Genomic DNA, 24,089 nt, shown 5'->3' with positions numbered 1-24,089 from the left:
TATGCTTGCTCTTTGGTGCGTTGCGCCTCTCTTGGCGTGTCACCGAAAATCCCATCCAACGCAGACCGACCGGCCTGCACAACTGTAAGCGAGCGTATGGCGAAGAAAGACGGTGTCATCGAGATCGAGGGCGTGATCTCCGAGGCTCTGCCCAACGCGATGTTCCGCGTCGAGCTCAGCAACGGACACAAGGTCCTCGCAACGATCTCGGGCAAGATGCGGCAGAACTACATCCGCATCATCCCCGAAGACCGCGTGGTCGTGGAGCTCAGCCCCTACGACCTGACCCGCGGTCGCATCGTCTACCGCTACCGCTGAGCCCAGCGCACGCCGGTCGAGAAGTAACGCCCCGGAGCCCCTGCTCCGTCGGCGAAGACAGCGAATCAGGAACATCATGAAGGTCAACCCCTCCGTCAAGCCCATCTGCGACCACTGCAAGGTCATCCGTCGCCACGGTCGCGTCATGGTCATCTGCAAGTCGAACCCGCGTCACAAGCAGCGCCAGGGCTGATCGGATGCCGCGTCTACGCGGCACCCGGTACGACGACAACTCAATACACCTCAGGCAGATCAGAACCCGCGCGGCGCAGCCGGCGGGGGACACCTCGGGACGAAGGCCCGAGCACCGATCCTGCTCCACACCTTCGATTACTCCTAGGAGAACCGCATGGCACGTCTTGCCGGCGTTGACATCCCGCGCGACAAGCGCGTGGTGATCGCCCTCACGTACATCTACGGCGTGGGCCGTACCCGCTCGAACGAGATCCTCGCAGCGACGGAGATCGACGAGAACATCCGCGTCAAGGACCTCACCGACGACCAGCTCGTCGCGCTCCGCGACTACATCGAGGGCAACTACAAGGTGGAGGGTGACCTGCGCCGCGAGGTCGCCGCCGACATCCGCCGCAAGGTCGAGATCGGTTCCTACGAGGGTCTGCGCCACCGCCGTGGCCTGCCCGTGCGCGGTCAGCGCACCAAGACCAACGCGCGTACGCGCAAGGGTCCCAAGCGCACCGTCGCCGGCAAGAAGAAGGCGCGCTAAGGCGCGGCCCCCACAGGTTTAGGAGAACACGCACATGGCACAGGCCAAGTCCGCAGCGCGCAAGCCGCGCCGCAAGGAGAAGAAGAACATCGCGCTGGGCCACGCCCACATCAAGTCGACGTTCAACAACACGATCGTCTCGATCACCGACCCGTCGGGCGCCGTCATCAGCTGGGCCTCCTCGGGTGGCGTCGGCTTCAAGGGCTCGCGCAAGTCGACCCCCTACGCCGCCGGCATGGCCGCCGAGTCCGCTGCGCGCCAGGCGCAGGAGCACGGCGTCAAGAAGGTCGACGTCTTCGTCAAGGGCCCCGGTTCGGGCCGCGAGACCGCGATCCGCTCGCTGACGGCCGCCGGCCTCGAGGTGGGGTCCATCCAGGACGTCACGCCGCAGGCCCACAACGGCTGCCGTCCCCCCAAGCGCCGCCGCGTCTGAGCTGACACGGATCCGGATGCCGCATCGCGCGGCATCCGGACTTCCGTCGTTTCCTTGAAAACTCAACACCTCACTGAATTGCACGTGTCATATAGCGGTCACGTGATCGAAAGGAACACATAGTGCTCATCGCACAGCGTCCCACTCTGACCGAGGAGAAGATCGGCGAGTTCCGCAGCCGGTTCGTCGTCGAGCCGCTCGAGCCCGGCTTCGGCTACACCATCGGCAACGCGCTGCGCCGCAGCCTGCTGTCGTCCATCCCGGGTGCCGCCGTCACCAGCATCCGCTTCGACGGTGTGCTGCACGAGTTCAGCACAATTCCGGGTGTGAAGGAGGATGTCACCGAGATCATCCTCAACATCAAGCAGCTGGTCGTCTCGTCCGAGCGCGACGAGCCCATCACGGCGTACCTGCGCAAGACCGGTGCCGGTGAGGTCACGGCCGCCGACATCTCGGCTCCCGCCGGTGTCGAGGTGCACAACCCCGACCTGGTCATCGCGACGCTCAACGACAGCGCGAAGTTCGAGCTCGAGCTCGTCATCGAGCGCGGTCGCGGCTACGTCTCCGCGACCCAGAACCGCAACGAGTACGCCGAGGCCGGTCAGATCCCGATCGACTCGATCTACTCGCCCGTGCTCAAGGTCAGCTACCGCGTCGAGGCCACCCGTGCCGGTGAGCGCACCGACTTCGACAAGCTCGTCCTCGACGTCGAGTCGAAGGCGTCCATCTCGCCGCGCGACGCCGTCGCTTCGGCCGGTCGTACGCTCGTCGAGCTGTTCGGTCTCGCCCGCGAGCTGAACGTCGAGGCCGAGGGCATCGAGATCGGCCCCGCGCCGGTCGCCGAGGTTCTCACCAACGAGCTGTCGATGCCGATCGAGGACCTCGACCTGTCGGTCCGCTCGTACAACTGCCTCAAGCGCGAGGGCATCAACACGGTGTCCGAGCTGGTCGCCCTCTCGGAGACCCAGCTCATGAACATCCGCAACTTCGGTCAGAAGTCGGTCGATGAGGTGCGCGACAAGCTCGTCTCGCTCGGCCTGTCGCTGAAGGACTCGGTTCCCGGGTTCGACGGTGCGCACTTCTACGGCGGATACGACGACGAGAACCTCTGAGCCCCCCTTTCTTCCTGGAGTAATCAAAAATGCCTAAGCCCACCAAGGGTCCCCGCCTCGGAGGCGGCCCCGCACACGAGCGCCTGCTTCTCGCGAACCTCGCCGCGGCCCTGTTCACCCACAAGTCGATCACCACGACCGAGACCAAGGCCAAGCGCCTGCGTCCGTACGCCGAGCGTCTGGTGACTTTCGCGAAGCGCGGCGACCTGCACGCCCGCCGTCGCGTCGCGTCGGTCATCGGCGACAAGAGCGTCGTTCACGAGCTCTTCGCCGAGATCGCTCCGCTCGTCGCCGAGCGCGAGGGTGGCTACACGCGTATCACCAAGATCGGCAACCGCAAGGGCGACAACGCTCCCATGGCTGTCATCGAGCTCGTGCTCGAGCCGGTGAACCCGAAGCCGAAGTCGGCCAAGAAGTCGGCTGCTGCCGCTCCGGCCGCCGCCGAGGAGGCTCCGGTCGAGGAGGCTCCCGTCGAGGAGACCACCGAGGCTCCCGCCGACGACGCCGCGACCGACGCCGGCGCCGAGTCGCCGGAGGAGGGCGCAGCCGCTGAGGCTGCCGCCGAGGACGCCGCTGAGGCTCCCGCCGAGGACGACAAGAAGTAACAGCGCTTCGCGCTGACATCGGGCCCGCACTCTCTTCGGAGGGTGCGGGCCCGATGTGCAAGGGTGGAAGGGTGAGCACGCCGAACGCACCGACCTGCCCCGCCGTCGCGCACTGGCGCACGGCGACCCGCGACGACATCGACGTCATCCACGGCGTGCTGGTGGCCGCCGACCGGGTGGACCACCCGACATGGACGACTCCGCGCGAGGACGTCGCCGAGACGTTCGAGCTGTCGCACGTCGACCATGAACGCGACACGTTGATCGCGTTCGATGAGACCGGCGAGGCGCTCGCGGTCGGTACCGTCACCCTGCATCCCTCGCGCGAGGAGCACCTGCACATCTACCTCACCGGCGCGGTGCGGCCCGACCGGCGCGGCCGCGGGATCGGCACCGCGCTCTTCGGATGGCAGCACGAACGCGCCGAGGAGCAGCTGCGCGAGGCGGCGGCAGCGGATGCCGCGGCGGCGAGCCTGCCCGCCGAGATCCAGGTGTACGCGTCCGAGAAGGACACGGCTCTCGAGCGCATCGCCGAATCGCTCGGCTACCGCACCGAGCGCTGGTTCTCGACGATGCACCGCGACCTGTCCGAACCGATCGCCGAGGTGACGACGCCGGACGGCATCGAGCTGGTGCCGTTCTCGTCCGATCGTGCCGAGGACGCGCGGCTGGCGCGCAACGACGCGTTCCGCGACCACTGGGGCAGCCTGCCGAGCCCGCCGGAGCGTTGGCAGCAGTTCATCGGCGGTCCGTTCCTGCGGCCCGATCTGTGCACCCTGGCCCTCGACGGCGGCGAGATCGTCGCGTTCTGCCTGGCTTCCGTGAACGAGGGCGACTTCGCCGTCCTCGGCCCCAACGCGTACATCGACCTCGTCGGCGTGGTCCGGTCGCACCGCAGGCGCGGGCTGGCGCCGGCGGTGATCTCGCGGTCGCTCGCTGCAATGCGGGAAGCGGGCCTCGGCATGACGGTACTCGACGTCGACACCGAGAGCCCGACGGGCGCCAACGCGCTCTACGGCGGTCTCGGGTTCACGCCGTACGAGCGCGACCGGGTGCTCGTCCGCCGCTACTGATCCTCGGCGCGGCCGAACAGTTCGAGCAGGGTCGTGCGGGTCTGCTCGGCGGCCCACTGTGCCGCCGCGAGCTGGGTCGCGGCACCGTCAACCGCGCGCTTCACCGTGCGCGCGTAGATGTCGCCGCCGGCTGACTCGGGGTGGATCTGATCGCCGGCGAGCAGATCGTCGTGCCCGGAGATCGCCTGCGACCAGTCGGCGACGGCGACGCGAGGGTGCGACGCCGCGAACGCCGTGAGGTCGCTGTTGACGCCGGGAATCCAGTCCCGCGGCCCGTACGCACTCACCAGGATGACGTAGCGATCGGGGCCGGCGGCGTCGACGATGCTCTGCAGCGCCTCGGTCGAGACCGGGCCGTTCGTGCCGAGGCCGACCACGACATACTCGCGCAGTTCGCCCGAGGCGGCCAGACCGTCGATGATCCGCGCCCCGGCCCACAGCGATCGCGACACCTCGGCGTCGACCTCGATACCCGGCATCGCCTGGAGGAGCCCGGGGGCGGAGGCGAGCATGACCGAGTCGCCGACGGCACTCACGCGGGTGCCGTCGACCGTCTGCGCCCCCGGCGCGGGCGCCGGTGTCGGCAGCCGCCGCGCCTGCTCCAGGGCATCGCGACCGGCGTCCACCGCGCTCTGGCTCGTCGTGGTGCGCGGCGCCGCGGCCACCGCCGCCGTCGTGCCGCCGAGGGCGAGCGCGGCGACGAGGGCGACCGCCAGCGTCGCGGCGCGCCGCGACGGGCGCGCGCGCAGCCCGTGGCGGGCCAGGGCGAGCGCACCTCGGAATCCGTGGCGGCGGACGGGCTGCTCGAGCCAGCGGTACGACCCGGCCGCCAGCACGACCGAAGCCAGCGCCACGCCCGCGCCCGCCAGGACCGGGACGCCCGTCTCGGGGCCCGCGCCGGTGAGCTGGAACGACAGCAGCACGAGGAGGGGCCAGTGCCACAGGTACACCGCGTACGACCGTTCGCCGAGCCACCGCAGCGGGGCGATGTCGAGCGCGCGACCGAACCACGAGCCCGGCCACGCCGCGATCAGCAGCACGACGGCGGTGAGGAGCGACGCGGCGAGGCTCGAGGCCGGGAACGTGATCGCCTCGCCGCCGCCCACGGCTGCGGCGGCCACGATGCCCGCGGTCGCGAGCGCTCCGACGATCACGCCCCACACGGGTCCGACGCCGGCGACCGACGACCTCCTGACGACGAGGCCGTGGAGGGCGAACGCGACGGCGACGCCGGTCAGGAGCCCGAAGGCGTGCGTGTCGGTGCCGAAATAGACGCGAGTGAGGTCGGCGCCCGCGGTGACGCTCGTGAACGCCCACGCGGCCGACAGTGCCGCGAGCCCGAGCGCTGCCGCGGCGCGAGAGCGGCGGCCGGGAAGCAGGAGGAAGAGCGGCAGCAGGAGCGGCCAGAGCAGGTAGAACTGCTCCTCGACCGCGAGCGACCACAGGTTGCGGAAGATCTCGGGGTCGGCCGCGGAGAAGTAGGTGCCGCCGTCGGCCATCGACACCCAGTTGTACGAGAACGTGGCCGCCCCCAGCACCTGGAGGCCCATGTCGACGAGGACGTCGCCGCCGACCAGCCAGGCCAGCGAGGCGCTCACGGTGACGACGGCCGCGAGGGCGGGCAGCAGGCGCCGCGCGCGCCTCGCCCAGAAGCGTCGCAGCCGGATCCGCCCCTCGCGTGCACGTTCGCGCAGGAGGAGCGTCGTGATGAGGAAGCCGGAGATGACGAAGAACACGTCGACGCCGACGTAGCCGCTCCGCAGGAAGGCGTCGGGGAAGAGGTGGTACACGACGACGAGCACCACGGCGACGGCGCGCAGGCCGTCGAGTCCCGCGATGCGGGCGCGCGGAAGAGGCGGAGGAGTCATACGGCTGTGTCCGGGGTCGTCGGGGGGGGACGGGCGGCGGCAGCCTCCCAGTGTAGAGCGGGTGCCTGAGGGTGATGTGGTAGACCGGAGGAGAGGCGCGGATCCCGCGCGGACCGTGTCGTGAGAACAGGTGGAACATGGGCGCTCCCGAGGTGCTGGTGCTGGGTGAGGCATTGGTCGACATCGTCGAGACCGACGATGGTGTGACCGAGCACGTCGGCGGCAGCCCGGCGAACGTGGCGGTGGGCGTCGCCCGACTCGGCGTCCCCGCCCGGTTGGCGACGCGGCTCGGACGCGACGAGCGCGGTGAGCGGGTCGCCCGCCACGTGAGCGAGGCCGGCGCCGTGATCGCCGAGGCGTCGTGGACCGACGCCGCCACCGACACGGCGCGCGCCCGCATCCGCCCCGATGGCTCGGCGGAGTACACGTTCGAGGTCGCCGGCGTCGTCGAGCCCGCTCCCCGTGGCGATGCCGTCCTCGTGCACACCGGATCGATCGCGCTGTTCCTCGACCCGGGCGGAGAGACCTGTCTCGCGGCCCTCGAGTCGGCCCGTGGTCACGCCGTCGTCACGGTCGACCCGAACATCCGTCCGGCGCTCGTCGGCTCGCGCGAGAGCGCGCACGCGCGCTTCGCGCGTGCGGCCGCCGCGGCCGACCTCGTGAAGCTCAGCGACGAGGATGCCGCGTGGCTCTGGCCCGGCGCCGACTCGCGGACGGTGCTCGAGACCATCGCCGACCTCGGCGCCTCGGCGGTCGTCATGACCCGCGGGGGAGAGGGAGCGATCGGGCGGGCGCCCGACGGTGCGATCGTCGAGGTCGCCGGGGTCGCCGTGACCGTGGCCGACACGATCGGCGCGGGCGACTCGTTCATGGCGAGCCTCATCGTCACCCTCGTCGAAAGCGGCACGCCGGCCCACGGCGAAGCGCTCGCGCAGGCGATGCGGACCGCTGCGCGCGCCGCGGCGATCACGGTGTCGCGGCCGGGGGCGAACCCGCCCTCGCGCGCAGAGCTGGAAGACTGATCGGGTGCGCCTGAGACTGGACATCGCCTACGACGGATCGGGTTTCTCGGGGTGGGCGCGCCAGCCCGGTCTGCGCACCGTGCAGGGGTCGATCGAGGCCGCCGTCAGCCGGGTCCTCGGCGGCGATGCTCAGCTCGTCGTGGCCGGGCGCACCGATGCCGGTGTCCACGCGTCGGGCCAGGTGGCGCACCTCGACCTGAGCGAGGCGCAGGCCGCGAGACTGCAACGCGGACGCGACCCCGAACCGGCCGCCCTCGCCGGGCGGCTGAACGGCGTGCTCGGACGCTACGCAGACGTGCACGTGCGGGCGACGTCGGAAGCACCCGCCGGTTTCGATGCGCGGTTCTCGGCGGTCTGGCGACGGTACGCCTATCGGGTCGCCGACCGGACGACCGGATACGACCCGCTCGAGCGCTTCCGCACGACGTTCGTGCCCGTCGCTCTCGACAACGCGTCGATGGATGCCGCAGCCCGCAGCCTCACCGGGCTGCACGACTTCGCGTCCTACTGCAAGCCGCGCCCCGAGGCGACGACGATCCGCACGCTGCTCGAGTTCGACTGGCGGCGCGACGAGAGCGGCGTGCTGGTCGCGAACGTCAAGGCCGACGCGTTCTGCCACAGCATGGTCCGCGCGCTCGTCGGAGCCTGCGTCGCGGTCGGCGAGGGGCGGCTGGACATCGAGGATGTGGCGGCGCTGCGCGACGAGCGTCACCGCACCAGCGCCTTCGCGGTGCTCGCCGCTCGCGGGCTCACCCTCACCGAGGTCGGGTACCCCGCCGACGACCTCCTCGCGGCGCGGGCGGAGCAGACCCGCGCCCGCCGCGCAACAGACACCTGACCGAAAGGAAGCGGGCGTAGCCTGGCGGCACCATGAAGGTCATCTCGTACAACCTGCGCAAGCACCGCGCCGCATCCGAGCTCTCGGAGCTCGTCGAGCAGCACGGTGCCGACGTCCTGTGCCTGCAGGAGGCCGACACCAGCGGCATCCCGGATCGGATCGGCGGCCTGCGGCTGGCCGATGCGACGGCCCGCAACCGTCTCGGGCTCGCCGTCTACTACCGCGAGAACACCTACCGGGCAGTCGAGGTGCGTTCGCTCGCGCTGAAGAAGTCGCTGCACGACCGCGTGTTGAAGCCCGCGGAGGAGCGCATGCTCGGTGTTCGGCTCCGCGATATCGACGACGGGCGCGACCTGATCGTCGCGAGCTTCCACGCGGCGCCGCTGACGGCGCTCAACTCGCTGCGACGCAACCAGATCCAGGCGGCGCTCGGTGCGCTGTCCGAACTCGGCGCGGGCCTGCCGATCCTCATGGTCGGCGACTACAACTACCCCGTCTTCAAGGAGAACCTCGGACAGGTGGTGCGCAAGCAGGGGTACGAGCTGACGCTCAGCGATGCCCGCACCTACACGCGGTACAAGTTCTTCCGCGGCCACTACGACTTCGCCACGAGCGTCGGGTTCGACATCTCACGGGTGCAGACGCTGCCACAGGGGGCAAGCGACCACCTGCCGATCCTGGTCAGCGCTGAACCGGTCTGAGCTGAACCGGTCTGAGACGCCCGAAGCGCGCCGAGAACGACGGATGCCCCGGAGCCGAAGCTCCGGGGCATCCGATCATGCGTTGCGCCTGATCAGGCAGCGGCCTCGCCGTTGCGGTGACGGCGGACCGTGCTGGCCACGGCGATGCTGCCGCCGGCGAGGGCGAGAGCGCCACCGCCGATCCACAGGCCGAGGAGAGCGGCGTTGTCGCCACCGGTGGCGGGCAGCGTGCCCGATCCACCGGTGCCGCCCGTGCCGCCGGCGGCGGCCGGAACGGCGATGGTGACGCTGCTCGCGCCGGAGACGGCGCCGTCGGCGGTGAGCGTGTACTCGCCGCTCGCGTTCGCGGGGAGCGTCACCTGGAAGGCGACCTCACCGGCCGCGTTGGCAGCCTTGGTGGTGCTGGTCGAGGTGACCGCGAACTTGACGAACGCGACGCTGCCCGCAGCAGCGTTCTCGCCCGTCAGGGTGCCGGTGACGGTCTCGTTCGGGTCGAAGTTGTTGAAGGCGATCGTCGCGGTGCCGCCGGCGGTGACGGTGACGGACGAGCCGCCCACGGGTGCCGGGGTGTAAGCGTTGGCGATGGCGGGGGCTGCAAAGACAGCCGCTGCTGCGATGGCCGAGGCCGCCGCCGCCTTGATGAGACGGTTCTTCATGAGTCCTGCTTTCCTTGGGGTCATCCGGAGGCTCACACCCAACGGAGAAGTAATACTAAGGATTACGTCAGGAGTGGTCATAGCAAGTATTCAGGGTCTGGGGCCTCTGATGCAAGCTGGAACATTGCGATCGCGTTAACATTTCGCGATCCGGATGCCCGGCGGCGCGCCGTGCATGCGGAAAGACGCGGATTCGGGGTGCGGACGGCGCGTCGGGTGCGATCAGATGCGCGCGTCGCGTGCGCGGCGCACAGCGGAGGCGAGCGCGATCGTCGCGCCCGCGGCCACGAGCGCGCCGCCGCCGACCCACAGTCCGAGCGACGTGCGAGCGTCGCCGCCGGTGGCGGGAAGACCGGCCGCGTCGACGACCGAGGCGCTCGCGGTGCCGCCGGCCGACGATGCCGAGATCGCCTCGATGTTGTAGACGCCGACCGCGTCGGAGGGGAAGGTCAGGGCCACGGGGGCGAGCGCGCCCTCCGCGGACGATTCGCGCACCGTGCTGCCGGTGGAAACGGCGAAGGCGACGCGTGCGAACGTGACGCCGGCGCCGTTCTCGCCGCGGACCGTGATGGTCACGGCCTCTTCCGGACCGAACGTGCCCTCGGCGCAGGCGAACTCGACCGTGCCGCCGGCGACGAACGCGCTCGGCGTGGTCGTGCAGGAGTTCGTCGGCGGGTAGATGGTCGCGCCGGTGGCGGCGGACGCCGCGGCCGGCAGCGCGATGATCGCGGCGGCGAGAGTCGCGACGGCGACGAGGGAGACGGTGCGGCGCATGATCGGTGAGTCTATGCGTCGCCGCAACGAGCGACAACAACGGTAGGCCGGTCCGCGTCGACTGTCGGGGTGACGGCGGCTTTCGCCGTCGTCGGACCGCCCTGCGCGACCACGCTCACGGTGGCCGTGACCGACTCGCCGGGCGCGAGATCGGAGGAGAACACCATCACCTGGCGCCCGGCGTGCGAGCCGCCGCCGAAGCCCGCGCCGTCGGATCGGGCCGCAGACGACAGGGCGTAGCCCTCGGGCAGGTACAGGTAGGCGACGGTGCGGGCGACGCCGGCGGGAACGCCGAAGCTGCCGCCGCCGGTGACGTACGACGGGAGCGAGGTCGCGGCATCCGCCGGGGCGTTGTTCGCGATCGTGACCTCGAGCGTCACGGGCGACGAGGTGCGCCCGTCGCCACCCACCGCGCACGTGTCCCAGGCGAGACGGGTGTCGGCGGTGACGTAGTAGTCCATCTTCGAGCCGGTGCCGTCGTTGAGGAACACTCCGAACCCGGCGGTGTCGGCATCGGTGGTCGGCAGCGGACCCGCCAGCGTCGTGTCGGCCAGGACCGCCTGGTCCTCCGGGATCGCGCTCCACAGCAGCAGCCGTCGCTCGTCGCCGGCACGACCGAGCGCGGCGATCAGCTTGGCCGGGTCGGCGCCGCCGGCCGCGAGCCGCTCGAAGACGGCTGCCGACGCCGAGGCGAAGAACGCGTCCTGCTCGCGCGGGCTCTCGTAGCGCGCGTACACGTCGTTCAGGAGCAGTGAGACGGCGTTGTCGGCGGAGATCACATCGCCCGTCGGAAGCTCGATGGGGCCCGTGGCGTCGAGGATGTACGACAGGGCGACGGGGTCGGTCGCGATCACGCCGTCGACGCTCTGCCCGGTCTGGCGCAGCAGCATCTCTCGCGCGAGCGGGCCGCCGACGGAGAAGTCGGGGATCTGCGTGACGTTCTGGATGTAGCGGCCCGGACGGGTCTCGTAGATGCGCTCGACCTCGGCATCGAGGGGGAGCACCGGCTCGCCGAAGTTCGAGAAATCCGAGGACGAGGCCTGGCCCGCCAGCTCGATCCGGCCGTCGACGGTGCGCACGATCGCCATCGCGCCGACGATGCCGCCCGTCGAGCGCCACTCGGCGTTGTTCTGGAACGCCAAGAGATAGTTGCGTTCGCCGGAGGCGCCGAGCATCGCGGGCAGGAGCGTGGCGGCGCGGGCGAGAGCGTCCGTTGCCGTGGCGCCCGTGTCGAGGAGGTCGGTGACGTCGTCGACGGCGGCGCGCACCGGGCCGATGAGGGGGGTGTCGTCGAGAGCCCGCACGGATGCCGCCGCGGCGGCCACGGTGTCGGCGCCGGCGCGGGCGGGCTCGGCGATCTCGCGGAACACGGCGGTGTCGATGCGGCCGTCGACCGGTCGGAAGGAATCGGGCGAGAAGGCCGACGCGACATCGGCGAGCGGGAGGAGGCCATCACGCGCGATGTCATCGGCCGCCGCGGCGATCGTGCCGACGGCGTGGAGCTGAGGCCCGACCCAGGGGGTGCCCTCGACGAGCGACCAGACCGGGTCGGACGTGAGCTCGCGCGCCCGCTCGGCGTGGTCGGCGACGTCGTTGATGTGCGGTGCGGCCGCCGCGGGGTCGGCGATCAGATCGACGGCGGTGCGGGCGGATGCCTCGACCTCGCGGAGCTCGCCGTAGGCGAGGGCGCCGCGCACCCCGACCCACGCGGCGATCGCGACGAGGGCGATCAGGAGCGCCCCGGCGAAGGCTGCCAAGACGAGCTGCGTCCGGCGCAGAGGGCGGGGCTGGTCAGCGGTGCGCACCCGATCACTCTAAGGGGCGGGGGCGTGCGTACACTTTGCGAGAGGAAGCGGAGGACTCGATGAAGCGACGCTGGGGGACGGCCGCCGCGACAGCGGTGATGGCTGTGGCTCTCGTGGGATGCGGGCCCGCGCCGTGGAACCTCCCGTCCGGTGACGGCGGCGACGCGAGCAGTCCCGCGCCCTCTCCGAGCGTCTCGCGCACCGCCGTACCGCCACCGGTGCCGAACGACCTCTCGAGCGGGTCGACCGAGCGCCAGGTGACTGCCGGCGCCGTGACCGGGTCGCTCAACTACTGGTCGGACCTGTCGATGGATCGGTGGTCGGCGACCGCCCTCAAACCGGTCAGCCTGTCGCTCGTGACCACCGTCAGTCCCGACGACGGACAGAAGGTCTACCTGCAGAAGGCGACGATGATCGCCGTCCCCGGCAACGCCCAGGGCGACCTCAGCCCGCTCGCGCCGACGTCGGACCAGTCGGCCACGAACCCGGGCTACCTCGTGCTCTCGCCCTACAGCTACTCGCAGACCTTCTACGTCGGAGAGGTTCCGCCCGAGGCGACGTTCGTGACCATCCGGTTCACCTACGACTTCCTCGTGCAGACGACGCCGACCTCCGACGAGTTCGCGAAGCAGACCGCGACCGACAGCATCACCGTCGCGATCGCGGCGGCATCCGAGGCCGACGGCGGGTGAAACCTCAAGGTCGCCGCAAGGCAACCTGAAGAGATCGGAAAGCGGCCGGGATCGCGTCGGCCGGGGTGCTTGTATGGCGAGGCCCGCGGCATCCGACGCTGGTCCCGCCTTGAGAAATCCGGTCTGCCATGTCTCCGCGCCGCACACCCGCATCCCGCACTCGTGCCCTCCGCACCGCCGTGTCGGCGGGCGCCATCGCTCTCTCGCTCGTCGCCCTGTCGGGCTGCTCGCAGCTGACCGGGATGATCAACTCGGTCCAGGGCGAGCCGGTGTCGGCGGTTCCGGCCCCCGCGCCGTCGCAGTCGCCCGCCATGGCCTTCAACTCGCAGTTCACCTACGACGGGTCGGTCTCGCTCTCCTCCGACGTGGCGCAGGACCTCGAGCTTCGACTCGACGTGTGGGCTCAGGACCCCAAGCGGACGCAGGAGTGGACTCCCGGCGCCGAGAAGACGTTCGGCTTCGCCGTCAACGTCCACGACAACCGCGTGGACGAGAAGTCGGTCCTCTCGCAGAAGCGACGCGTGTTCATCTCGTCGATCTCGATCACCTCGCAGACCGCGCAGACCTCGGGCCAGGTGCAGAGCCCGTTCCAGTTCAGCGCCGACCCGCGCACGCTCGTTCCCAGTGACACGATCCGTTCCGACCGCGGGCTGCTGCTCAACAGCTTCCAGGGCGGGCTCTACGTGCCCGAGACGGTCATCCACGGGCTGCCGGCCGACACCTACGGCATGACGCTCGAGTTCGCGATGACCGTCTGGGTCGAGGGCAACGCCAACGACGACGCCAGCTTCACCCAGCAGACGGTGTACCAGTACCTGCCGGTCGCGATCTCCAGCGAGGAGCAGGCGGCGGATGCCGCTCCCGCGCCGGCTCCCACCGCGACTCCCTGACCGTCAGACGCCCCGAATTCCTTGCGCAGAAATTGCGGTTGACTTCGTCCTCTCTGAACACGGCGCGTTCCAGAATGGATCCCGGCGGGCAACAGCCGCCCATCACCTCGCACAGGATGTGACCGCATGACTCAGACGCCGTACACGCCGTACACGCCCAGCCCGGCGTTCGGCCAGCAGCAGCACCCCGCCCCGCAGGCGCCGGTGCAGCTGGCCGACCACTTCGAGACGGCGTTCCCCGACGACTTCGAGTCGGTCCTCGAGAACACGACGGTCCACCGTTCCACCATCGGCTGCGTCATCCCGGCGTACAACGAGGAGGAGTCGATCGCCGACGTGATCGAGGGCCTGCTCGCCCAGACGCGCGTGCCGGACGTCATCCACGTCATCGCGAACAACACCTCCGACAACACGGTGAAGATCGCGGCCGGGTACGCCGGGCCGCACGAGGTCACGACCGAGCTCGGCACGCAGTTCACCGAGGTCTTCGTCCACGACATCGGCAAGAACCCCGACAAGAAGGTCGGGGCGCTCAACTACGGCTACTCGCTCGTGGAGGGGTACGACTACCTGCTCGGCGTGGACGGCGACACGATCGCCGACCGGCGCGCGGTCGAGTACCTGGAGTCGGAGGCGGTCGGCGATTCGCGCATCGGCGGCATCTCGGCCATCTACTCGATCGACGACAAGCCCATCAAGGGAACGATCGCCAAGTTCCTCATCGCCGGTCAGCGCACGCAGTTCGCGGCCTTCAACATGCAGAACCTGCTGCGCGGACGCAACATGGCCGTCCTCGGCGGGCAGTTCTCGATCTTCTCGACGAACGCGCTGCGCGACGCGATGAAGCAGAACCACCAGTCGACGCCCTGGGTGAAGGACTCCGAGGTCGAGGACTCGCTGCTGTCGCTGCAGATCAAGAGCGCGGGCTACCTGACGAAGATCAGCCCGTATGCCCGCGCCAACGTCGGCGGCATGACGACCCTCAAGGGGTACGACGCGCAGCAGGTGAAGTGGACCTACGGCGCCATCGAGCTGATGTGGCCGGGCCAGCGCGGCGACACGAAGGGACAGCCCTTCCACCCGAACCTGCGACTGCGCTGGTTCGAGAACTTCGGGATGCTGACGAACCTGTTCGTGCGCGTCGCGTTCCTCATCCTGCTCGCCGGCTCGCTGTCGATCAGCGCGTTCGTCTTCTCGCCGCTGTGGCTGATCCCGCCGCTCGTCGCCGTGCTGCTGAACCTCCGCATGGCCCGCAGCATCAAGGACCACAACCAGCGCGACATCCTCTTCGCGATCCTCGTCTTCCCCGCGGAGGCGTTCATGTGGATCAGGCTCGGCCACTTCATGCGCTCGTGGTCGCGGTTCCTGTCGAAGAAGAAGGTCGACAACTGGGCGATGCAGGCCAAGGCCGAGAGCGGTGGCGGCAGCATCGGTCACTGGATGCCGATGGTCATCCTCGCCGCCGTGCTGCTGGCGATGGCCGTGGTCTGGAACCTCATCGGACCCGTCGCGCAGTCGTCGATCCTGTGGATCGGATGGCCGATCGTCGGCGTCGTGACCGTGCTGCAGACGCTGCTGATGTTCTCGAAGCTCGTCCGTCGTCAGAACGGCTACAAGGTCTGAACCGGATGCCGGTCTGAGCGATCAGACCGCTGCGTTCTCCGACGTCATGCGGTACCCGACGCCCCGAACCGTCTCGATGTAGCGCGGGGTCGTCGGGTTGTCGCCGAGCTTCCGGCGCAGGTTCGTCATGTGCGCCTCGATCGCCCGCTTGTCCGCCTCGCCGACGAAGTAGCTCGTGACGTAGGACTCACCGCGCAGGACGAGCGTCAGGTCGGCCTTCGACCGCACGCGGCGCTTCGAGGCCATCAGGGTCGAGAGTAGATCGAACTCGGTGCGCGTGAGGTCCAGCTCGCGTCCGGACACGTAGGCCAGCCGCGTGTCGGTGTCGACCTGCAGGTCGCGGTGCGCGAGCCAGTGCTCTCCCGCGGCCGGCACGAGGTCGCCGGCGGGCTGGTGGACGACGAGGTCGGCGCCGGCCGTCGGGACCGGGGCGGGCATCGGGGCGTCGCTCGGGTGGTGGACGATGACCTGCTGCGGTGGCACCTGCTGGGGCGGCACCTGCTGGGGCGGCGCGGGCTGCTGCGGCATCGGCTGTTGCGGGGCCGCGCCGGGGAAACGGGCGAGGTACTCCTCGTACGACATCGGCGCAGCCTCGGCGGGTGCCGGTGCCGGTGCCGGCGGTGGCGCCGGGGTGAAGGCCGCGGGGCGGGCACCCGGGAAGGAGGGGCCGACCGAATCCTGCTGCGGAGTCTGCTGGGGCGCGGCGGCGCGCGGGCGTCGCAGCAGCGCGTCCACGCGCGCACGGAACTCGCGCGGGCGGAACGGCTTGACGATGTACTCGTCGGCGCCGGAGCCCAGACCGAGGACGACATCCGCCTCTTCGGACAGGCCGGTGAGCATGATGATGTACGTGTCGCTCTGGGCGCGGATGCGGCGGGCGGCCTCGAAGCCGTCGATGCCGGGCATGTTGACGTCGAGGGTCGTCAGCAGCGGGCGGTACGACAGCACGGCCTGGATGCCGTCGATGCCGTTGCCCACCGAGACGGTGGAGAAGCCGGCCGCCTCGAGCACCTCGACGAGGAGATGGCGGATGTCGGGATCGTCCTCGACGATGACCGCCGTCTTCAGCTGCTCGGACATCATGCTCGACACTCGTCTCCCTCAGGTTCGGGTTATTTTGCCACACGCAAAGGACGAGGTAGTTCCCGGGCGCGGTCGGCGGGTCAGGGCGCGACGCCGCGGGTGAGCTCGACGGCCCCGGCGGGCCACCACACGCCGGCGTCCGGGCCGCCGTTGCACGGCCCGTCGCTCTCTCCCGGCGGCTTGATCCACAGGTTCGTGTCGACGACGTCGTCGCCGTAGGTGCCGCTCGGGTCGCCCACGGCGCGTCCCGGCGGATTGCACCACTCGTCGTCACCGGGAGCGCCTGCGCCGTTGCGCGAGGTGTCGACGAGGGCGTGCATGCCGCCGAGCCGATCAGACAGGGCGTGGGCGTAGGCGAACTCGTCGTACGTGTCGTTGAAGTTCGACACGTTCGTCACGAAGCCGCGGACGCCCGAGACCGCGACCCGCTCGACGAGCTCGGCCATCGCGTCGGCCCCGAGCCAGTTCGAGTGCCCGCCGTCGACGTACACCCAGGTGTCCGTGCCCGTGAGGCGCCCCAGGGCGCCGCGCAGCTGGTCGACGCGTTCGTCGACGTTGCCGCACTGGGGCGCGAGCGCGAGGCTGTCGGGCTCGACGATGACGACCTTCTTCACGTCCGGAACCGACCGCAGGGCCGTGCCGATCTGCGTCGTCCACGTCTCGTAGTCCGCCTCGTCGAGGCCGCCCGCGGAGTGATTGCCGCAGTCGCGTCCGGGGAGGCCGTAGACGACGACGGCCATCGCCGTATCCGTCTCGCGGGCCTCCTGTGCGATGTTGAGCACGCGCTCGCCGACCTCGCCGATGGGGTCCTGTTCGGGGGTGAGCCAGTACGCCGTCGGCTGGGCGGCGAGGTACCGGGCGGCGGCGACCTCGTCGGCCGAGCCGCCCTCGGCGACGGCGCGCGCGGCCTTCGACTCCGCGGGCGCGACGAAAGCGGTGCCCACGCCCGGGGGTCTCGCCGTGAGCGCCTGCACCCCGCCCATCACGAGGGAGACCGCCAGGGCGATCCCGGCGACGATGAGGGCGACGGCGGCGACGATGATCGCGATCCATGCCCAGCGAGGCAGCCGACGTCGCCGGCGAGGGGGCCGAGGCGGTGCGGGCCGTTCGGGACGCGGCGGCGCTTCGTAGTGGCCGCTCACGACATAGGGGCCGGCATCGCGACCGGCATCGGGATGCGATGCATCGGAGCCGGGTCGCTGTGCCACGGACTGACTCTAACCGCTGGCGACCGCGAGGCCCATCGTGCCGGTCCGCCGTGGCCGATACCCTGGGGCCATGGGCGACGTGATCCTGGGAGTGACCGACGCGACCGGCGCGGGGGCGCGCGAATGGGCGGTGCGCCGGGCCGAGGCGCTCGGCCTCGCGCTGCGTGAGCTGCTGATCGCCCCGACGCGCGACGATGTCGATCGGGTCGCCGCGGCCACGGCGGATGCCGAGATCCTCGTGCTCCCCGAAGAGCACGGTCATCCGTATCGCACGCTCATCGCGCACGCGCACTGCCCGATCGCGATCGTGCCCGACCACCGCAGCAGCGACGACGGGGCTCCCGCCGTGGCGAGGGAGGGCGTGCTCGTCGGCGTCGACGCGTCGGACGTCTCGGCCCGCGCTCTCGACTTCGCCGCTCGCGAGGCTCAGCGAACGGGGCAGCCGCTCGTGGCGCTCGCGGCATGGGAGCCGGTCTCGGTCGGCACGGAGCCGGGCCTCGACCTCTGGACGGGGCCGATGCCGGTCGACCTGACGGAAGCGACCGCCGGGATGCTCGACCGCATGCTCGAGCCGGTGCGCGCGGAACACCCGCAGCTCGAGGTGCGCACGCGCATCGACGTCGGCGACGCCTCGACGCTCATCGAGGACGCCTCCCGCGGCGCCACGCTGACGGTCGTCGGCTCGCACGGTCGTACCGGGCTGTCACGTCTGCTGCTCGGGTCGGTCAGCGAGCGCGTGGCCTCGCACGTCGGCTCTCCGACCGTCATCGTGCGGTGACGCGCGCCGCGCGAGTCCTGCTCGCCGGCTACGTCGTCGTCCTCGCGCTCATCGCGTTCTGGCCGACGCCCGTCGACCGCGACGCCGGCCCGATCCTCCGGGCGATCACCTCGGCCGTGCCGTGGCTGACCTATGCCCGCATCGAGTTCGCCGCCAACATCGCCCTGTTCGTCCCGTTCGGGTGGTGCGCGGCCCGGGGCTGGCCCCGCTGGCAGGCGTACGTCATTCCCGCCGGGCTCATCATCTCCGCCGTAATCGAGGTGGCGCAGGGCGTTCTGCTCGCACAGCGGACCGCGAGCGTGTGGGATGTCGTGGCCAACACCCTCGGCGCGACCGCCGGCTGGCTGCTCGCCCGCGGGCGGGTCGTCGGGCGGCGTCAGCCGGCCTCGGGCGACTGAGGCCCCTCCGACGACGAGGAGCCGCCGCGCGCACGGCGCCGCCGGACCTCGGCCTCGAGCTCGGCGATCTCGATCTCGCGTTCGAGGTCGGCGAGCTGCTGCGCGGTCGTGCGGTAGTCGCGGGGCTGCGGACGGCTCGCGGGCGCGGGCGGTGCCGGCTCGTCCCGCGACCACCGGCGCGGGTCGCCGAAGCTCATCGACTCCCGCGGGGCCCTGTCCCACTCGCGCCCGAGGGTGAACCAGAGCACGGAGCCCACGAACGGCAAGAAGATGATGAACAGCACCCAGGCGAACTTGGGCAGGTGCTTGACCTGGTCTTCGCGGCGGGTGATCGCGTCGACGAGGGCGGCGACCATCAGGACGAAGACGAGCAGGGGAAGCAGCAGATACACCCCGCCAGGGTGGCGCAGATCCGCGCGGTCACGCAAGGGAGCGGGGATCAGAACGCGTAGCGGATGCGGCACGACGGCAGCTCGCGCTCGATGAGAGCGCAGAGCGTCGCGACGGCCTCGCCCTTGAGCGGTGAGCGGTACCGGACGTTGATGGCGCCGTTCTGCGAGCGTTTGGTCTCCTGCATCCGCGGGGTCCACAGCAGGTCTTCGCCGCGCGGATGCCACCCGAGGTTGACCTCGTGCAGCCCCTCGTTGTGGGTGAGCATGATGATCTCGCACGCCAGCTGCGCCTTGGCGCGGTCGGAGAGCACGTCGTTCAGCTCGCGCAGCAGCGCGGTCCAGTCGGCCACCCAGGTCGGGGTGAGGATGACGGGCGAGAAGTTCAGGTGCACTTCGTAGCCGGCCTCGACGAAGTCGTTGATCGCGGCGATCCGCTCGGCGACCGGCGACGTCCGGATGTCGGTCACTTTCGCCGTGTCGTGCGGCATGAGCGAGAAGCGGATGCGGGTTCGCCCGAGCGGGTCCCAGTCGAGCAGGTCGCGATTGACGTACTTCGTCGCGAACGAGGCCTTGGCCGTCGGCGACATCCGGAACAGCTCGCACAGATCGCGGACGTTCTCGCTGATCATCGCGTCGACCGAGCAGTCGCTGTTCTCGCCGATGTCGTAGACCCACGCCTCGGGGTCGCACTGGTTCGGCTCGGTCTTGGGGCCCTGCCGGGAGATGTGCCGTGCGAGATGGCGCGAGATCTCGTCGATGTTCGCGAACACGGTCACGGGGTTGCTGTAGCCCTTGCGTCGCGGCACGTAGCAGTAGGAGCAGGCCATGGCGCAGCCGTTCGCCGTCGACGGCGCGATGAAGTCGGCCGAGCGGCCGTTGAGGCGGGTCGCGACCGACTTCTTCACACCGAGCACGAGCGCCTCGGTCTTGATCCGCACCCAGCGGCGCACGTTCGTCTCGTCGCCGTGGATCTCGGGAACGAGCCAGTGCGAGTCGATCGGCACGATCTCGGCATCGGGCCACCGCGCCACGATCTCCTGCCCGCGGGGCAGCGCGAGCGCGGCCTCCTCGGCGTAGATGCGGCTGATCTGCAGCAGCGGGGCCCGATCCCGGGACATCCGGCCGGTCAGCCGGCCTGCTCGAGCTCGATCTCGCCGGCGGCGAGGGCGTCGGCGTACGTGCGGACGTCGGGGCCGGGCTCCCAGTCGATGAACTTGTCCTTCATGTGGCTGACGAGCGCGGCGTAGGCCTTGTCGGCGTCGTTCGCGTCATCGGTCGCGGCGACGGCGGCGACGGCATCCTGCAGGACACGGTCGGCGTCGTCGAGCACCTTCTGGCGGGCTTCGTCGTTCCAGTGGATCTCGCTGATCTTCATAGCGGCACGCTAGCCAGCGGGAACGGATTCGGCGACGGACTTGCGCGAGGCCATCCGACGCCCGATGATCCCGTGTCTCGGGCTGAAGAGGTAGACCGCGGCGAACACGACGCCCTGCACGAGCACGACGAGTCCGCCCGACGAGGCGTCCACCCAGTAGCTCAGGTAGATGCCGACGATCGAGGATGCCGCCGAGAGCACCGGCGCGATGACGAGCATGCGGCCGAAGCGGTCGGTGAGCAGGTGCGCCGTGGCTCCCGGGATGATGAGCATCGCGACGACGAGCACGACGCCCACGACCTGGAGCGCGACGACCGCGGTCAGCGCGAGCACGCCCAAGAGCAGCCCCGAGAGGAGCCGGGGCGAGAGCCCGATCGCGAAGGTGTGGATCGGATCGAAGGCGAAGAGCGTGAGGTCGCGGCGCTTGACGAACAGGATCGCGAAGGCCACTGCGGCCAGGACCGCGATCTGCACGAGGTCGCCGGTGGAGACCCCGAGGACGTTGCCGAACAGGATGTGGTTGAGGTCGGTCTGGCTCGGCGTGACCGAGATGAGCACGAGGCCGAGCGCGAACAGCGTCGTGAACACGATGCCGATGGCGGCATCCTCCTTGACGCGGCTCGTGCCCCGGATGATGCCGATGAGGGCCACCGCGAGGAACCCGAACACGAGGGCACCGATCGCGAAGGGGGCACCGAGGACGTACGCGAGCACGACACCGGGCAGCACCGCGTGACTGACGGCGTCGCCCATGAGCGACCAGCCGATGAGGACGAGCCAGCACGACAGGACGGCGCAGACGATCGCGGCGATCGCCGTGGCCGACAGGGCGCGCAGCATGAACTCGTACCGGAGAGGTTCGAGCAGGATGTCGATGAGGTTCACGGACGCTCCTCGATGGTCAGGCCGAAGGCGCGCGCGAGCAGCTCGGGGCGGAGCGCCTCGTCGACGGCTCCCTGGAAGACGACGCGGCGCAGCAGCAGCACGGCTTCGTCGGCGAGCGAGGGGAGGGCGTGCAGGTCGTGGGTGGAGACCAGCACGGTGCGGCCGTCGGCCGCGATCTCGCGGAGCAGGCGCACGATCGTCGCCTCGGACTTCTTGTCGACTCCTGCGAAGGGCTCGTCGAGGAGCAGGACGCCGGCATCCTGGGCGATGCCGCGTGCGACGAACGCGCGTTTGCGCTGCCCGCCCGACAGCCGGCCGATCTGGCGGTCGGCGAGGTCGCCCAGTTCGACCCGCTCGAGGGCGGCGTCGACGGCGCGATGGTCCTCGGGGCGCGGGCGGCGGGTGAGGCCGAGGCGACCGTACCGGCCCATCATCACGACGTCTCGCACCGAGACCGGGAAGGTCCAGTCGACGTCCTCGCTCTGGGGCACGTACCCGATGACGCCGCGGCGGCGGGCGACCGCGGGGGTCTGACCGGCGATGCTCACCCGGCCGCTCGCGGGACGGACGAGACCCGTGATCGACTTGAACAGCGTCGACTTGCCCGATCCGTTCATGCCGATCAGCGCGGTCACGCGGCCGGGCGTGACGGTGAGGTTGACGTCGTCGAGTGCCACGATGTCGCGGTAGCGCACCGAGACTCCGGTGACCTCGATTCCCGGAGACGCGCCGGCCACGCCGCTCACGAGGCGCTCCCGGTCAGCGCCGCCGTGATGGTCTCGGCGTCGTGGCGGAGCAGGTCGAGGTAGGTCGGCACGGGGCCGTCCTGCTCGGAGAGCGAGTCGACGTAGAGGGTGCCGCCGAAGACGGCATCCGTCGCCTCGACGACCTGCTGCATCGGGCGGTCCGAGACCGTCGACTCGCAGAACACGGCGGGCACGTCATTGTCGTCGACGAACTCGATCGTCTGCCGGATCTGCTGGGGTGTCGCCTGCTGCTCGGCGTTGACGGGCCAGATGTAGGCCTCGGTGAGCCCGGCATCTCGAGCGAGGTACGAGAAGGCCCCTTCGCACGTCACGAGCGCGCGCTGCTCGACGGGCACCGTCTCGAGGTCGGCGACGAGATCGTCGTGGATGCGCTGCAGCTCGTCGTTGTAGGCGGCACCGTTCGCGGCGTAGGCGTCGGCTCCCGCGGGATCGAGCTCGCTGAACGCCGCGACGATGTTCTCGACGTACAGCTGCACGTTCAGGGGGCTCATCCAGGCGTGGGGGTTGGGCTTGCCGGCGTAGGCGTCTCCGGTGATGTCGATCGTCTCGACGCCCTCGGACACGACGGCGTGCGGTGCGTCGGCGGTCTCGACGAACCGCGCGAACCATGACTCGAGGCCCAGCCCGTTGTCGAGGATCAGGTCGGCGTCGGACGCCGCCGCGATATCGCGCGGGGTGGGCTCGTAGCCGTGGATCTCGGCCCCGGCCTTCGTGATCGATCGCACATCGAGTCGGTCTCCCGCGACGTTGCGGGCGATGTCGGCGAGCACCGTGAACGTCGTCAGCACGACGGGCCGGTCGCCCGACGGTTCGCCGGCGACGTCGGCGTTCGAGCCCGTCGCGCAGCCCGCGAGGAGCGCAGCCGTCGCCCCCAGGGCGACCAGCGCGGAAAGGCGGCGAGGTCGATTTTTCGGCATACCGAAAAATTACCCGCTGGCCTCCCGGGCGTGCAATTCCTCGTCGACGACATCGGCCCAGGGTTGACGCGTCGAACGCACGGTGTTACCGGACTCGGCCGCCTGCCGCATCAGCAGCGCGAGGTAGTGGTCCTGGCTGGCCTCGGCCAGCGAATAGACCGGCGCGTGCCCGTCGATGGCGCCCGGCATGCCGTCGAGCATCCGCGCGATCGCGATCTCGTCGTCGTTGAGGCGGGCCGGGAGGAAGGGGTTGCGGAAGACCCACTCGTCGCCGAGGAGGATGCCGCGCAGGAACATCCCCTCCAGGTTGCCGCCCTCGCCCGTCATGACCCGTCGCAGCGAGTCGAAGACGGGCTCGTCGAACCGGCGGAGGTGGCGCACCTCGCCGTTCTCGATCTCGCCGCGCTCGCCGCGGATCAGCAGGCGGTTGCCGCGGATCCACGAGAAGTACTGCTCGCCGGCGAAGTCGTACACGCCCAGGCGGTCGCCGAACGCGAACCGAGCCGTGGTCTGCGTCGCGGTGACGATCCGCTCCGCGGTGGGGTCGCCGTCGCGGCCCGGTCCCGCCACGAGCGGAGACCGGAAGACGGATGCCGTGATCTCGGTCTCGTCGGCGCCGATGCCGAGCGCTCGCCGCATGACGCTGACGCCGTGATAGTCGTGGCACTGCGCGACGAGCGCCTGTGACGGGGTGCCCAGCCGTCCGGAACGGGCCACCGCGAGCTGCGCCGACAGCAGCGGCGACAGGTGGTACTGCTCCGCGACCTGCACCGTCGGCATCCCCGGGCGGGCGAGGTGCTCCCACAGGTCGACGAGGTCGTCGATCCCGGCGGCGGGCGGTGTCTCGGTCAGGACCGGGATGCCGCGGCCGGCGAGGTCGACGATGATCCCGGGAGCCACGTCGCGCGGCACCGAGACGACGACGAAGTCGGGGGTGCCGTCGGCGAGCAGCGCGTCGAGGTCGCTGTAGCCGCGGACGCCCCACCGGTTCTCGATCTCGGCCGCGGTCGCCGCGCTGCGGGTGACGAGGCCGGAGACGCGGAACCGCTCGGGAAGGGCGGCGGCGATGCGCAGGAAGAAGTCACTGCGCCATCCGCTGCCGACGATGGCGAAGGTGAGGGTCATCGGCACAGTCTGCACGGGGCGGCGTGT

28 protein-coding genes are annotated in these 24,089 nt (G+C 70.5%); 15 read left to right on the top strand and 13 right to left on the bottom strand.

Going from position 1 to position 24,089, the window contains the following annotated elements:
- Positions 1-96 precede the first annotated feature (96 nt).
- From infA to P6897_RS14085, 7 genes are all read left to right on the top strand, one after another.
- Positions 97-318: a translation initiation factor IF-1 gene (gene infA / locus P6897_RS14115; protein ID WP_017201569.1), complete on the top strand. Its 222-nt coding sequence runs from the start codon at positions 97-99 to the stop codon at positions 316-318.
- Positions 319-394: 76 nt separating this feature from the next.
- Positions 395-511, top strand: a complete 117-nt coding sequence (gene rpmJ, locus P6897_RS14110; RefSeq protein ID WP_005050492.1) for a 50S ribosomal protein L36 — start codon at positions 395-397, stop codon at positions 509-511.
- A 156-nt stretch (positions 512-667) separates the two neighbouring features.
- Positions 668-1,042, top strand: a complete 375-nt coding sequence (gene rpsM / locus P6897_RS14105; protein ID WP_023954076.1) for a 30S ribosomal protein S13 — start codon at positions 668-670, stop codon at positions 1,040-1,042.
- 34 nt (positions 1,043-1,076) lie between these two features.
- A complete protein-coding gene (rpsK, locus tag P6897_RS14100; RefSeq protein WP_023954078.1) occupies positions 1,077-1,475 on the top strand; it encodes a 30S ribosomal protein S11 in 399 nt (132 codons plus the stop codon).
- Positions 1,476-1,597: 122 nt separating this feature from the next.
- A complete protein-coding gene (locus P6897_RS14095) occupies positions 1,598-2,587 on the top strand; it encodes a DNA-directed RNA polymerase subunit alpha (protein ID WP_023954080.1) in 990 nt (329 codons plus the stop codon).
- Between the two features lie 29 nt (positions 2,588-2,616).
- The gene (gene rplQ / locus P6897_RS14090; RefSeq protein WP_282501553.1) at positions 2,617-3,192 is read left to right on the top strand and encodes a 50S ribosomal protein L17; all 576 of its coding nucleotides are present in this window, start codon (positions 2,617-2,619) and stop codon (positions 3,190-3,192) included.
- 71 nt (positions 3,193-3,263) lie between these two features.
- Positions 3,264-4,265 (top strand): GNAT family N-acetyltransferase, encoded by a 1,002-nt coding sequence (locus tag P6897_RS14085; RefSeq protein WP_282501552.1) that lies wholly within the window; start codon positions 3,264-3,266, stop codon positions 4,263-4,265.
- On the opposite strand, the gene P6897_RS14080 is transcribed toward P6897_RS14085, so the two are convergent.
- The gene (locus P6897_RS14080) at positions 4,259-6,133 is read right to left on the bottom strand and encodes an acyltransferase family protein (RefSeq protein ID WP_282501551.1); all 1,875 of its coding nucleotides are present in this window, start codon (positions 6,131-6,133) and stop codon (positions 4,259-4,261) included. The two genes, P6897_RS14085 and P6897_RS14080, sit on opposite strands and share 7 nt — an antisense overlap.
- 137 nt (positions 6,134-6,270) lie before the next feature.
- Here P6897_RS14080 and P6897_RS14075 point away from each other — a divergent pair, with 137 nt between their 5' ends.
- From P6897_RS14075 to P6897_RS14065, 3 genes are read left to right on the top strand one after another with little or no spacing between them, the layout of a single operon-like run.
- Entirely contained in the window at positions 6,271-7,155 is an 885-nt protein-coding gene (locus P6897_RS14075; RefSeq protein WP_282501550.1) for a PfkB family carbohydrate kinase, read from the top strand.
- 4 nt (positions 7,156-7,159) lie between these two features.
- Positions 7,160-7,993 carry a tRNA pseudouridine(38-40) synthase TruA gene (gene truA, locus P6897_RS14070; protein ID WP_282501549.1) on the top strand — a complete coding sequence of 278 codons (834 nt, stop codon included), beginning with the start codon at positions 7,160-7,162 and terminating at the stop codon, positions 7,991-7,993.
- 32 nt (positions 7,994-8,025) lie between these two features.
- Entirely contained in the window at positions 8,026-8,694 is a 669-nt protein-coding gene (locus P6897_RS14065) for an endonuclease/exonuclease/phosphatase family protein (RefSeq protein ID WP_112617802.1), read from the top strand.
- A 92-nt stretch (positions 8,695-8,786) separates the two neighbouring features.
- On the opposite strand, the gene P6897_RS14060 is transcribed toward P6897_RS14065, so the two are convergent.
- From P6897_RS14060 to P6897_RS14050, 3 genes are all read right to left on the bottom strand, one after another.
- The gene (locus P6897_RS14060; protein ID WP_282501548.1) at positions 8,787-9,350 is read right to left on the bottom strand and encodes a hypothetical protein; all 564 of its coding nucleotides are present in this window, start codon (positions 9,348-9,350) and stop codon (positions 8,787-8,789) included.
- 222 nt (positions 9,351-9,572) lie between these two features.
- A complete protein-coding gene (locus P6897_RS14055; RefSeq protein ID WP_282501547.1) occupies positions 9,573-10,124 on the bottom strand; it encodes a cell wall protein in 552 nt (183 codons plus the stop codon).
- 11 nt (positions 10,125-10,135) lie between these two features.
- The gene (locus tag P6897_RS14050; RefSeq protein ID WP_282501546.1) at positions 10,136-11,929 is read right to left on the bottom strand and encodes a DUF4012 domain-containing protein; all 1,794 of its coding nucleotides are present in this window, start codon (positions 11,927-11,929) and stop codon (positions 10,136-10,138) included.
- A gap of 59 nt (positions 11,930-11,988) precedes the next feature.
- Between P6897_RS14050 and P6897_RS14045 the strand changes: the two genes are divergently transcribed.
- The 3 genes from P6897_RS14045 to P6897_RS14035 all read left to right on the top strand — a co-directional run bounded on the left by P6897_RS14045 (position 11,989) and on the right by P6897_RS14035 (position 15,134).
- Positions 11,989-12,621 (top strand): hypothetical protein, encoded by a 633-nt coding sequence (locus P6897_RS14045; RefSeq protein ID WP_274179213.1) that lies wholly within the window; start codon positions 11,989-11,991, stop codon positions 12,619-12,621.
- Positions 12,622-12,749: 128 nt separating this feature from the next.
- Complete coding sequence (locus P6897_RS14040) at positions 12,750-13,511, top strand: fructose 1,6-bisphosphatase (RefSeq protein WP_282501545.1); 762 nt, start codon at positions 12,750-12,752, stop codon at positions 13,509-13,511.
- A 126-nt stretch (positions 13,512-13,637) separates the two neighbouring features.
- Complete coding sequence (locus tag P6897_RS14035) at positions 13,638-15,134, top strand: glycosyltransferase family 2 protein (protein WP_282501544.1); 1,497 nt, start codon at positions 13,638-13,640, stop codon at positions 15,132-15,134.
- A 21-nt stretch (positions 15,135-15,155) separates the two neighbouring features.
- Here the strand turns inward: P6897_RS14035 and P6897_RS14030 are convergent, their stop codons facing one another.
- Both P6897_RS14030 and P6897_RS14025 read right to left on the bottom strand, forming a co-directional pair.
- Positions 15,156-16,217 carry a response regulator transcription factor gene (locus P6897_RS14030; protein ID WP_282501543.1) on the bottom strand — a complete coding sequence of 354 codons (1,062 nt, stop codon included), beginning with the start codon at positions 16,215-16,217 and terminating at the stop codon, positions 15,156-15,158.
- 80 nt (positions 16,218-16,297) lie between these two features.
- On the bottom strand, positions 16,298-17,425 hold the full coding sequence (locus P6897_RS14025; protein ID WP_282501542.1) for a glycoside hydrolase family 6 protein: 1,128 nt from the start codon (positions 17,423-17,425) through the stop codon (positions 16,298-16,300).
- A 70-nt stretch (positions 17,426-17,495) separates the two neighbouring features.
- Here P6897_RS14025 and P6897_RS14020 point away from each other — a divergent pair, with 70 nt between their 5' ends.
- Together P6897_RS14020 and P6897_RS14015 are read left to right on the top strand one after the other, a co-directional pair.
- Positions 17,496-18,203: a universal stress protein gene (locus P6897_RS14020; protein ID WP_282501541.1), complete on the top strand. Its 708-nt coding sequence runs from the start codon at positions 17,496-17,498 to the stop codon at positions 18,201-18,203.
- Positions 18,200-18,601, top strand: coding sequence for a VanZ family protein (locus tag P6897_RS14015; protein ID WP_282501540.1), 402 nt, complete (start codon positions 18,200-18,202; stop codon positions 18,599-18,601). Before P6897_RS14020 ends, P6897_RS14015 begins: the two co-directional genes overlap by 4 nt.
- On the opposite strand, the gene P6897_RS14010 is transcribed toward P6897_RS14015, so the two are convergent.
- The 7 genes from P6897_RS14010 to P6897_RS13980 are packed head-to-tail and all read right to left on the bottom strand — an operon-like array spanning position 18,580 to position 24,062.
- On the bottom strand, positions 18,580-18,993 hold the full coding sequence (locus P6897_RS14010) for a PLD nuclease N-terminal domain-containing protein (protein WP_348997228.1): 414 nt from the start codon (positions 18,991-18,993) through the stop codon (positions 18,580-18,582). The genes P6897_RS14015 and P6897_RS14010 overlap by 22 nt on opposite strands.
- Before the next feature lie 47 nt (positions 18,994-19,040).
- A complete protein-coding gene (locus tag P6897_RS14005; RefSeq protein WP_282501539.1) occupies positions 19,041-20,111 on the bottom strand; it encodes a spore photoproduct lyase family protein in 1,071 nt (356 codons plus the stop codon).
- A gap of 8 nt (positions 20,112-20,119) precedes the next feature.
- On the bottom strand, positions 20,120-20,368 hold the full coding sequence (locus tag P6897_RS14000) for a hypothetical protein (protein WP_023954097.1): 249 nt from the start codon (positions 20,366-20,368) through the stop codon (positions 20,120-20,122).
- 9 nt (positions 20,369-20,377) lie between these two features.
- Positions 20,378-21,253 carry a metal ABC transporter permease gene (locus P6897_RS13995; RefSeq protein ID WP_274179207.1) on the bottom strand — a complete coding sequence of 292 codons (876 nt, stop codon included), beginning with the start codon at positions 21,251-21,253 and terminating at the stop codon, positions 20,378-20,380.
- A complete protein-coding gene (locus P6897_RS13990) occupies positions 21,250-21,999 on the bottom strand; it encodes a metal ABC transporter ATP-binding protein (protein ID WP_282501538.1) in 750 nt (249 codons plus the stop codon). Before P6897_RS13990 ends, P6897_RS13995 begins: the two co-directional genes overlap by 4 nt.
- On the bottom strand, positions 21,996-22,937 hold the full coding sequence (locus P6897_RS13985; protein ID WP_274179206.1) for a metal ABC transporter substrate-binding protein: 942 nt from the start codon (positions 22,935-22,937) through the stop codon (positions 21,996-21,998). Before P6897_RS13985 ends, P6897_RS13990 begins: the two co-directional genes overlap by 4 nt.
- Positions 22,938-22,946: 9 nt before the next feature.
- Positions 22,947-24,062: a Gfo/Idh/MocA family oxidoreductase gene (locus tag P6897_RS13980; RefSeq protein ID WP_282501537.1), complete on the bottom strand. Its 1,116-nt coding sequence runs from the start codon at positions 24,060-24,062 to the stop codon at positions 22,947-22,949.
- Between the last annotated feature and the right edge of the window lie 27 nt (positions 24,063-24,089).

This window comes from Microbacterium sp. BDGP8 (assembly GCF_029991045.1).
GTDB classification, from domain to species: Bacteria; Actinomycetota; Actinomycetes; order Actinomycetales; family Microbacteriaceae; genus Microbacterium; species Microbacterium plantarum.
Note: the sequence above shows the minus strand (reverse complement) of the source record. Positions and strands in the feature narration are given on the sequence as shown.